This window comes from Streptomyces milbemycinicus (assembly GCF_002154605.1).
In the GTDB taxonomy this organism is placed as follows: Bacteria; Actinomycetota; Actinomycetes; order Streptomycetales; family Streptomycetaceae; genus Streptomyces; species Streptomyces milbemycinicus.
Window position 1 is genome coordinate 1 of sequence record NZ_MUNE01000180.1, and the last position, 10,104, is coordinate 10,104.

Consider the following 10,104-nt stretch of genomic DNA (forward strand, 5'->3'; position numbering starts at 1 on the left):
GCCCCCGTCGTCACCCCCGCCATCACCGACACCATCGCCGCCACCGTCGATGCCGTCCGCCACCTCGACGACGCCGAGGGAGGAGACCGCTCCACCCTTCGCCATGCCCACGTGCAGTTCACGCTCGTAGCCGACTACGTGCGAGCCAACCGCTTCACCGATGCCACCACCCGCACCCGCACCATCAACCTCTGGGCACAACTGGCCCAAACGATCGGGTGGATGGCAATGGATGCCGGATTGCACGGGCGTGCGCAGCGCTATCTCCGCACCGGACTGACCGCGGCCCACGCATCCGGTGATTCCGCCCTGGCCTCCCACCTCCACGGCTGCCTGACCTACCAGGCCATCACCCGGGGCCACTTCCGCGACGCGATCGACCTCGCCAACGCCGGCATCGCCACCGCCCGCGGCGCGCCGCCCGCCGTCCGGGCGCTCGCTGCCGCCCGCCACGCCCACGCCCACGCCGCACTGGGCGACATCCACGGGCTACGCCAATCCACCGACGAGGCCCGGCGCCACCTCGACCACCCCGACGCGCTCGACAGCCGACCGCCATGGCTGTACTGGCTCACCGACCTGAGCGTGGTCACCGGGCAGAGCCTCATCATCGCCGCCTTCGCAGGCGATGCGGCCGACTCCCGCCGCTCCGCCGACCTCCTCACCGAGGCTGATCCGCTCATCACCGGGTGGCTCGGGACTCACGCCGAGCGCACCGAGGACCGTGACGCCCTTCTCCACGGCACGTGGCTCGCCCGCTCCTACTTGCGTCGTGACAACGTGGAGCAGACCCTCATCACCGCTTCCTCGCTCCTCGAGTACGCCTCGACCGTCCGCTCTGCTCAGGTCCGGGGCATCCTGCTCGACCTCGAGGCCGACCTTGCTCAGCGCCGCGACCTGCGCAGCCACCGCAGCGTCCTCCAGTTGCGCGCTGACCTCAAGGACGTCACGGTGACCTGACGGGCGACTGGCCGCCGCCTGACGGTTGTGCCAGGCGCCTGCGGGTAGGGAGTCGGCCCGCTGGTGCGATGACCACCCAGAGGCACGGTCGCCGCCGTTCGTCCTGCCGATGCGGGGGATTGGCGCGGAGGGCCCTGAGCGTCCGCGGGGGCCTGCATCAGGGCCGCCCTTGGCTCATGGCTGCGTGGAGACGACGCCCGGTCGGCGTGGGAACTCAGGCGGGGCGCCGCTCTACGGATCACTGGCCGAGGGTCAGGCCGCCTTACCCCAGCTGGACCCGTTCGTCGCGGTGGCCTCGGCCCACAGCACGAGCAGCCGGGTGTACTCCTGGGCCCTCCGAGTGCTGGCGGGCTGGTTCATGAGGAGTCGGATACGTCTGTTGATCTCATCCGGGGCAGGGGTCATCGCACGGCCTTGCGGCCGGAAGACGGTGGGCATGCGCCTACCGTACGGCGCGACACCGACAACGGCCGTGGGCCCCTGCTGGCCTAGCCGTCGGCCGAGGGGTGCCGTACGACCTTCTTGACCGCGGCCTCGACCTGGTAGCGCGGCGTGCCGGTCTCCTGGGCGTGCTCAGTGACGGCGGTCTGGATCTCGACGGCGGCGTCGTACCAGCGCTTCCACTGGGCGGCGTGCTCGTCGCCGTCGAGCCCGGCCAGCTTGGCGCGCTCGGCGTCGGCCGCCTTCTGGAGGTCGAGGAGTCTGTCAGGGATGTCCACGGCTGGATCATAAATCCGGCCCTCGAAGACTCGCGCGGCGGTCGAGTGGTCCGCAGGCGGCGGCCGCTACGGTGCCGATCCCCTACGGAGGAGCGGCATGGGAAAGCTCAAGACAACGGTCCTCGCGGTGGCGGTCACGGCAGCGGCTCTGGCTGGCCCGACGTGGCCAGCAGCGGCGGCACCAGGAGCGCCAGGTGACACGGTGACCACGACCCTGCGAGAAGGCGTCGCGGCTCTGCCCGTCGCGGACGAGGACCGGACCGGCTACAACCGCGAGCGATCGTTCGGCACCTGGACCGACGCGGACCACAACGGTTGCAACACGAGGTCCGAGGTCCTGCTGGACGAGGCACTACAGGCGCCGGAGGTGACCGGCCGGTGCAAGCTGACGCCCGGTACGGGTCGCTGGTACTCCTGGTATGACGATCAGTACGTCACCAGTGCCCGTGACCTGGACGTCGACCATGTCGTTCCGCTTGCCGAGGCGTGGGACTCGGGGGCCTCGGCCTGGTCGCAGGAGCGCCGCGTGGCCTACGCAAACGATCTCTCGGATCCGCGCCATTTGGAGGCGGTCACCAATCGCTCGAACAGGCAGAAGAGCGACAAGGATCCGGCGCAGTGGATGCCGGATGAGGCGGTGTACTGCCGCTATACGGAGTACTGGGTCATCGCCAAGTCGCGGTACGGCCTGAGTGTCGATGCCGCTGAGAAGAGCAAGCTGGTCGAGCTCGCCAGCGGCTGCTCCGACGCCCCGCTGACCTATACCCCCGCTCCCTGATCTGGCGGCCGGCGCGCTGACGTCTCACACCGTGCCCTCTCGTCTTGGCTTCCGGGCCAGGCGAGGGGGCCATTCGGCACGTCAGCCGAGAGGAAAAACCATCACGTCATACCGCGGCGAGTCTGGGTACGGCTGCATCTCACCGACTCGGTGGTACCCCCACTTCTCGTAAAGGGCACGCACCTTGGGGCGCTCATGATCAACCAGCAGGGATGCGCGATCCTCCGTGCGCTGCCGCATCAGCTCGTCGTGGATGCCGCGGGCGATGCTCTTCCCGCGCCATGGCGCCCGGACCATGATTTCACACAGTCCGAACGTTCCGTCGGAACCGTAATCGTGCACGCCGGGGTCGACGGGGTTCAGTACCTCGTGCCACTCACTGACGCTGTCCAGCCGCCCGTATGCGTAGCCGACCGTTTTGCCGCCGACCTCTCCGATGACGCACGTCCAGTCACCGCCGGATGTGTGGCCGGACAGCCGCTCGTTGAATCGCTCGACGGACAGGAACGGGTCTGTTGCGGCCTCCTTCGCCCACACCTCGGCGTACACGTCCAGAAGAATCGGGCGGATCTGCGGCAGGTGGACGCTTTTGTACGTGCTGAGCGTAAGGACATCAGCCTTCATCAGGTCATCTCCTGGTGGCGATCAACGAACTCCGATGCTGCCGGGGTTGCCTCCAGGTCGCGCCGGAACCGGTCCAGGTGCGCGGCCCACCTTGGGCTGCGCACTTCGGGGAGCAGGTCCAGGGCCTGATGCCCGGAGACGAGCGCTTCGTCGAGTTCACCCGCGGCAAGAAGGTTCCGGGCGAGGCTGACGTGGGTGGCGAACTCATTGCGGCGGAATTGTGTGATCTGCGCACCGGCAAGCGCATCTTTGTCGGCTTGGGCCGCTCGCAGGTAGTCGCCCAAGTTGTAGAAGCACAGGGCGGCCTGCCCGGCCAGTTCGTCGGGGCCGCAGAACGCAAGCCACGGCGGTGTGTCAGCGGCTTCCCGGTCGAGCTCCTGCTCGGCGCGGTGGAGCGATTGACCGCACCGCCCCTTCTCGCGGCTCACGGAGTGCCCGAGAGCAACGCGCGAGTGGAGCAGAGCGGACAGGCGGGGATGCCGACGGTTGCGGGTGGCATCAAGCGCGGCTCTCGCGATCGCAACCGCTTCGCTTCCGTGACCGAGGTCGACGGCCTGTCGCGCCATATTCGACCAGATGCGGGCCTGGAGCACCGAGTCACGGGCCAGGAGGGCGTAGCGCAGTCCGGCGTCCCACCAGTGCCGGGCCTGATCGTGCTCGCCGGAGTCGTAAGAGAGCCACCCGGTCTGCGCGCACATCTCTCCGAGGGTCCGGTGGAGGCTGGTCTGGACGCGGCTGCCGTAGGTGCAATGCCGCATCGCATGCTCGACGTGCTCGATGTAGCGGGCGGCCACCTCGGCCAGTTGCGCACTGCCGTGCTCGTCGTCGAATCTGACCAAGCGGGCCTCCGCCCCGCGGATCCGGGCGATGTCGCTCATGCCGAGGCGCCCCGACTCGGGCAGAGCGGGCAGCGCCAGGAGGGTCCCGAAGCCAATGACGAATTTACGGCAGTACACAGGCGGTTCCTGAGGCCGGATGGGTACTGGTGATCGCACAGTAACCCCGCCGACGCCGCTGACGGGAGGGCGGAACCCTAGATCGACGGTGCTTCGTCCGAATACCGTCTCCAGACCGAGACGGCTGCGCTCTCTGGGCCAGGTGACCTCACCGCTGAGCCAGCGGCCTACATGGCGGGCGGTGCTGGTCCCAGGCATACCAGTGTCTAGCTCGGTAGCGTCGTTGACTGCGTCCGCCAGTCCCTCGCGAGTGAAGCCGTATTCGGCCATGAACTCGCGCAATGTCGTGTTCTCACAGCGAGGTTGGTGGGGCATCAGCTCTCCCTGACGTGGCCCACATCACCGTAGCGGAGTCGTGACGGTGAGCGAAGAGAAGCGTCCCTATCCCGTGAAGTAACGCGAGCTTGACCGTCCTTCCGCCCACGGGCAACACGCGGCACGGTGATGGCTCCGGGGATATTCCTTGGTCCGCACACGCATGGAGCCGACCATGACGACCAGAGCCGAACCGTGGACACCGCCGAGCGGCCGTAGCGCACAGTTGCAGCCCGCAGGCAAAGCGTGGGACGCCGTGCGCGTCCCCCACCTTCTCGGCAAACGGGCCCTGGAATCGCTCGGCGATGCCACGGGCGCCGTCATCGAGAACCCTTACGACAAGGTGCTGTACTGGTTGATCACGCCCGGCACTGCCGAGCAGTACGACATCGACTGGCCGCCCGGCGTCGAAGTCTGGGGGACGACAGCCTTCATCGAAGTACCACCCGTCGACTGCCGGAAAGGGCCTGGAGTGCGCTGGCGCGTACCGCCCCGGGACCAGCACCTCACCGACCCCGCAGCCCTCCTTGCCGCGCTGAAGACCGCAACCCGCGAAGCACTCGGCCCTCGTGAGGAGGCACCGCGGTGACCTCCCAGATCTGCGCCCGCTGCGACAAGTCCACCAACCAGCCGGTCATTGTGGGACAGGTGCACTCTGCCAGCTGCGGCGGCCGTACTGCCTACGCGTGCCCCAGCTGCGCGCCCAGCTTCCTGAAGCGGCGGGACCCGCTCGCCGAGCTCGCCGCCATGCGCCGCGCCCGACAGCAGGGCTGGGTCCGATGACGAACCCCGACCCGGTCGCCGAGGCGGCATGGCGCGCAGCCCTCGAACACGCCGCGGGCTGCCTGGCCTGCAAGACGCCCGGCGGCGCTTGCAGTCAAGGAGAGCAGTTGCTGCGGGCCTACGAAACGACCACGCGGCAGATCCATGCGGAGGAGGCCGGATGAGGCATCGCCGACTGTCCCCGACCGAGCGGGCCACCTTGTACGCCTTCCGGATCGTCCGCGCCGGCCTAGTCCTCACCGTGACAGTCGCGCTCCTGGCACTGACGGTCGCCCTGTGCGTGCTGGGCGACCCTGCCCCATAGACCGGTGGGCCGCTGACGATCCGGTGCCCCCGTCCCGGACACCCCTGCGCCAGCGGCCCACCTTTCAGCGTCCGCCCGTCTTCCGTATCTCGCCCCGCGGAGGCGGGCGGGCACCCAGCCCGCTGGTCGGCTACGCCGACGTCGGCCACAGGGAGACGGGACTCCGGCGCGGGTGTCTGGCCGGTGCCGGAGTCCCGTCGAAGACGCACCACACCATCACGAAAGGCACCATGACCAGCAGACGACACACCATCAACGCGGCCAAGAACAGCCGGGACGTGCGCCAGTCCAGCGATCCGGCAGCTCGTCAGGAGGACCTGGCTGACCGGCACGTCAGGCAGACCACGCACGTCTGTGACGACAGCTGCGACGACCCCTGCGTGCACGACACCAACCCGTAAGCCCCCGCCCCGGCCGCCCGCTTATTGGTGAGGACGGCCGGCCGGGGCCGCTGGTGGGGGGATGGAGAGTGGTCTCCGGGGTGCGGGTCAGGCCGCCGGGGCGTGCCCGGTGCTCTCCTGGACGCCGAGCACGCGGCGAAGGTCGGCGGTTACGACGCGATAGCCGCGCCCGGCCTGGACGACCTTGCAAGGGAAGGCCCCGGCCCGCACCAGCTCGTACGCCTTCGTGCGGCCCATGCCGAATGCTTTTCCGGCCGTCTTGACGTCGGTCGTCGGCGGAAGGGTGAGCAGGTCGCTGATGGTCAGCTCCTGGGGCCCCGCGCTCGCCTCTTGGGTCATCTTCCCGCCACTCCTGTGCCGTCTGAGGTTGCTACGCATTGCTGCGCACTACTTCGCACACTACGGCACGAGTTGATACGTAGCAACAGGTGTCGTACGTTGCCGACACCGGAATTTCGCAAAAGTACGCGCGTAGTGCGCAGTGAATTCGGAGGACACATGCCTGGAGCGCGACGTGCTGGCGGCATAGCGAAGCGCTGTGAATGCCGCGGCCCGAACAGCAAACGGCTCGGCACGAAGTGCCCGCAGCTCTCGAAGCGCAGCCACGGGAACTACGAGATCCATCAAGAACTGCCCGTCGGCGAGAGCGGAACGCGCCGACGGTTCCGGCGCTCGGGCTACGCCAAGGTGACAGACGCGCAATCTGACATCGACCGCATCCGCGCCCTCCTCGACCTGGCCGGGGACGACGAGGACACGGCCCGCCGGATCGGGGACCTCCTCATGGCCGTCATGACGGAGCGCAAGCCCATCCCGGAGTCCACCGAAGTGCAACGGCGCCTGGGCAGTGGCGTGCCACTCGACAACGCCATGACCATAGGGCAGTGGCTTGACACCTGGATCGAGTCGAAGAAGACGAAGCGGAGGACGACCAACAGCTACAGATCTCACATCCGCGTGCACCTCAAACCGGGAGTCGGGCACTACCGCCTGGACCGGCTAAACGTGGCGCACGTACAGGCGTTCTTTGACGCGATCGATGACCAGAACGAGGTCATCGCGGCCGAGAACGCGGCCCGCAGAGAGCAAGAGGCGCAATGCAAGTGGGGCAAGAACGGTCGGCCGTCGGCCACCGAGTCGGCCCGCCTGGCCGCCGAGCGCGAGAAGCTGAATGCAATGCCGCCGTATCGGCACATCACCGGGCCGGCCACGAAACAGCGCATCCGGGCGACGCTCCGCGCCGCGCTGAACGGGGCGATCCGGCGGCAGCACATCACGTTCAATGCGGCGCAGTGGGTAGAGCTCGACTCCGGCAAGCGGCCGAAGGCTGTGCTGTGGACCGACCAGCACGTTGAGCACTGGCGCAAGACGGGCGAGAAGCCGAGCGCCGTCATGGTGTGGACTCCGACGCAGATCGGCGCGTTCCTGGACGAGGCCGAGAGCTCGCGCCTGTATGCGTTCTTCCACCTGATCGCATTCCGTGGGCTGCGCCGCGGTGAGGGCGTCGGGCAGGACTGGGTGAACGTCGACCTCGAACGGAAGTCGATCACGATCGCGAAAGAGATCATCGTTGACAACTGGGAGGTGTTCGAGGATGACCCGAAGACGGACGGCTCGGCGGCATCGATCGCCCTGGACTCTGTGAACATCGCCGTTCTGCGTGAGCACCGCGTGCGGCAGCTCGCGGAGCGCGACGCATGGAATGCGAAGGCTGCCAAGGAGCGGGCCGAGGGGAAGGACGTGCCGGACTGGACGGACTCGGGGAAGGTGTTCGGCGAGCCTGATGGCACGTGGCTTCACCCGGAGCAGGTCAGCGACGAGTTCCGCCGGGTCTGTCGGCGTGCGGGCCTTCCGCCGATCAACCTCCGCGACCTCCGGCATTGCGCGGCAACGCTGATTCACGCAGGCGGCGGTGACCTGCACGCCATCAAGGAGACGTTGCGGCACTCGGGGATTCAGCTCGCCTCGGATACGTACACGTCGCTGCTCCAGGAAGTGGACCAGGAGATCGCGGAGAAGGCGGCTGCTTTGGTGCCTCGGGCCCGGCGCGATGTCGCAGCTCCGGTGACGGAGTAGCCTCTGGGCATGCAAGCTCGGGCCTCGTCACCGCAGGTGGCGGGGCCTTCCTGCTCGGCCATTGCTCGGCCGAACGTTCCGGAAGTGCCCGGCAGAACGCGACAGAACTCGACACCCGCACGACGGAGGTAGTACCCCGGACGGGGCGGCGACCTGCACAGTTCGGCACTGGCCGACAGGCACCGGCATTCACCGGCACAGAGAAAACCTAGCCTGACCCCGGACTCATAATCCGTCGGCCGTGGGTTCGAGTCCCACCCGCCCCACCTAGCGGGTCTCTGACCTGCGGAAACGTCTCAGCGGGCGTGCGGATTCAGGACTTTGGCTCAACGGACTGAATCCGCTGCTCGTGAGTTCAACGGCGATGCGGCGATCCGCAGTTGGGTGTTTCGTTGACCTGCGGTTATGCGTCGTGCGGTTGCTCTCGCGGGCTGGAGCGGACGGTCTGATCGGCGGGCGAGGGCGGTATTCGGGACGCTGATGGGACGCAGGGAATCGGAAGTGGCTGCCTCGGATCCATCCTGTCGACGCTGGCCAGTGGGAGACAGCGGAGGCGTCGGTGGCGGCAGACCGGGGTGCTCCAGATCTCTGGAGCGCACGGCCGTTCGCCATGACTGGCTGTTGTGCGGGTAAACGGCCCGTACTGAAAACGGCCCGAAGAGGCATGTTCGATGTCGGCGCGGTTCAGGTCTTGGGCAAGGTCAAGGACACCGCGAGAGGTCCCGGCGTCTTCGGCTACTGCCGTCCTGGCCGTTTGTGGCCTGGTGGGCGACCCTCACCGCTGCCCTGTGGCTGACTGAGAGGGCCACTGGGCACCCCGCGTCGATCCTGGCTGCGCTGCGTCCGCGGCCCTACTGGCAGCGGTAGGAGAGGCGGGTGACTGGGTACGGCGCCGTTGGAAGGCTTGGGTTCTTGCGCTCATCGCAACACCCGACTTTCGGGGGGACGCGATGGCCTTCGAGATCCGCTCCCGGAGGGCGCCCGGGCCGGTCAGCTGCCGGCAGGTGCACCCAGCGGCGGCATTGGCCGTGGCCGGGATCCCGGCCACGGCCAATGCATGCTCGTCGGGGGTGCAGGCGGTCGTGCCGCAGCAGGTTTGGGGTGGCCTGGGCGCTCTACTGCATGTGGTTGTAGAGGGTGCCGGGCCGAGGCCGAGGAGCTTGAAGGCTGCACCCGGCACTGGCGCGCGGGAAGGTCGTTGCGCTCCGTGACGCCCGGTCGGTCGGCTCACCGGTCAGCGCGGGTGCTGCGCCTGGCCGCGGTCGGCGTCGGGTCACCACTGGGTGATGAGTGGTGTGTCCGGTCCGTGCTGCCGCCAGGCTTCGGTGATGCGGACGAGGCGGGTGGGGGCGGCGATGCCGCGCACGGTTGCGATCTTGCCACCTGCGATGTCAAACGTCACGGCGCCGATGACCTGGTCGCCGAGCACGAAGAGGATGGCAGGGGCAGCGTTGACGAGCGCGTAGTGGATGGCGGGCGTGCCGCCGACAAGTCGCCGTTTCGCGGGTGTGGGTTTGAAGCCGGCCCGTGCGACAGCGGCGATGCGCTGCGGAGTGTCGTACCGCAGCAGCGTCTTGGTCAGGCCGGCGCCATTGGAGTCGGAGATCGCGGTCGCGTCGTCGGTGAGCAGCGCGACCAGCCGTTCGGTGCGGCCCGAGGAGGCAGCGGCGAGGAATTCCTCGACGATCCTGCGGGCGGATGCCGGATCGACTTCGCCGCCGCCACGGCGGCGCGCGGCGGTGATGCGGTGCCGGGCCCGATGGAGGTGCTGCTGGCTTGCGGACTCGGTGATGTCGAGGATCTCGGCGATCTCGGCGTGACTGTAGGAGAACGCCTCGCGCAGGACGTAGACGGCCCGCTCGAGGGGTGACAGGCGCTCCATGAGAGTCAGCACGGCCAGGGAGACCGATTCGCGCTGCTCGAAGGTGTCGGCCGGGCCGAGCATCGGGTCGCCGTCGAGGAGCGGTTCGGGCAGCCAGGCGCCGGCGGTGCGTTCGCGGCGGGCTTGTGCCGAGCGGAGCCGGTCGAGGCACAGGTTGGTGACGACCTTGGTCAGCCATGCTTCCGGCACCTTGATCCGCTGCCGGTCGGCGGCCTGCCAGTGCAGGAACGCATCCTGAACGGCGTCTTCGGCGTCGGCGGCGGAGCCCAGCAGCCGGTACGCCAGCGAGGCCAGCCGGTTCCGGCT

13 protein-coding genes are annotated in these 10,104 nt (G+C 68.4%); 8 read left to right on the forward strand and 5 right to left on the reverse strand.

All coding sequences use genetic code 11. The annotated features are described in order from the left end of the window. A partial coding sequence (locus CCN51_RS54950; RefSeq protein ID WP_483883440.1) for an NsdA family TPR-like regulatory protein occupies positions 1–960 on the forward strand: 960 nt, incomplete at its 5' end. 488 nt (positions 961–1,448) lie between these two features. Here CCN51_RS54950 and CCN51_RS15965 read toward each other — a convergent pair. After that, entirely contained in the window at positions 1,449–1,679 is a 231-nt protein-coding gene (locus tag CCN51_RS15965; protein ID WP_086859651.1) for a hypothetical protein, read from the reverse strand. Positions 1,680–1,776: 97 nt separating this feature from the next. Here CCN51_RS15965 and CCN51_RS15970 point away from each other — a divergent pair, with 97 nt between their 5' ends. Then, positions 1,777–2,457, forward strand: coding sequence for an HNH endonuclease family protein (locus CCN51_RS15970; RefSeq protein WP_086859654.1), 681 nt, complete (start codon positions 1,777–1,779; stop codon positions 2,455–2,457). 81 nt (positions 2,458–2,538) lie between these two features. Here CCN51_RS15970 and CCN51_RS15975 read toward each other — a convergent pair whose 3' ends face one another. Then, positions 2,539–3,081, reverse strand: coding sequence for a GNAT family N-acetyltransferase (locus tag CCN51_RS15975; protein WP_086859656.1), 543 nt, complete (start codon positions 3,079–3,081; stop codon positions 2,539–2,541). Beyond that, positions 3,081–4,352, reverse strand: coding sequence for an NsdA family TPR-like regulatory protein (locus CCN51_RS15980; protein ID WP_483883441.1), 1,272 nt, complete (start codon positions 4,350–4,352; stop codon positions 3,081–3,083). The genes CCN51_RS15975 and CCN51_RS15980 overlap by 1 nt, the downstream gene beginning before the upstream one ends. Before the next feature lie 175 nt (positions 4,353–4,527). On the opposite strand from CCN51_RS15980, the gene CCN51_RS15985 reads away from it, so the two are divergent. The 5 genes from CCN51_RS15985 to CCN51_RS54955 all read left to right on the forward strand — a co-directional run bounded on the left by CCN51_RS15985 (position 4,528) and on the right by CCN51_RS54955 (position 5,840). Continuing rightward, positions 4,528–4,941 (forward strand): hypothetical protein, encoded by a 414-nt coding sequence (locus tag CCN51_RS15985; RefSeq protein ID WP_245881631.1) that lies wholly within the window; start codon positions 4,528–4,530, stop codon positions 4,939–4,941. Beyond that, positions 4,938–5,135, forward strand: a complete 198-nt coding sequence (locus tag CCN51_RS15990) for a hypothetical protein (RefSeq protein ID WP_086859663.1) — start codon at positions 4,938–4,940, stop codon at positions 5,133–5,135. The genes CCN51_RS15985 and CCN51_RS15990 overlap by 4 nt, the downstream gene beginning before the upstream one ends. Further along, positions 5,132–5,299, forward strand: a complete 168-nt coding sequence (locus CCN51_RS55860) for a hypothetical protein (protein ID WP_170061311.1) — start codon at positions 5,132–5,134, stop codon at positions 5,297–5,299. Before CCN51_RS15990 ends, CCN51_RS55860 begins: the two co-directional genes overlap by 4 nt. After that, entirely contained in the window at positions 5,296–5,439 is a 144-nt protein-coding gene (locus CCN51_RS55865; protein WP_170061312.1) for a hypothetical protein, read from the forward strand. Before CCN51_RS55860 ends, CCN51_RS55865 begins: the two co-directional genes overlap by 4 nt. Before the next feature lie 230 nt (positions 5,440–5,669). Beyond that, the gene (locus CCN51_RS54955; RefSeq protein WP_158104675.1) at positions 5,670–5,840 is read left to right on the forward strand and encodes a hypothetical protein; all 171 of its coding nucleotides are present in this window, start codon (positions 5,670–5,672) and stop codon (positions 5,838–5,840) included. Between the two features lie 87 nt (positions 5,841–5,927). On the opposite strand, the gene CCN51_RS16000 is transcribed toward CCN51_RS54955, so the two are convergent. Continuing rightward, entirely contained in the window at positions 5,928–6,179 is a 252-nt protein-coding gene (locus tag CCN51_RS16000; protein ID WP_211303229.1) for a DNA-binding protein, read from the reverse strand. A gap of 159 nt (positions 6,180–6,338) precedes the next feature. Here CCN51_RS16000 and CCN51_RS16005 point away from each other — a divergent pair, with 159 nt between their 5' ends. Further along, positions 6,339–7,916, forward strand: a complete 1,578-nt coding sequence (locus CCN51_RS16005; protein WP_086859667.1) for a site-specific integrase — start codon at positions 6,339–6,341, stop codon at positions 7,914–7,916. Between the two features lie 1,273 nt (positions 7,917–9,189). Here the strand turns inward: CCN51_RS16005 and CCN51_RS16015 are convergent. Then, positions 9,190–10,104: sigma-70 family RNA polymerase sigma factor (locus CCN51_RS16015; RefSeq protein WP_086859669.1), on the reverse strand; the 915-nt coding region annotated here is incomplete at its 5' end.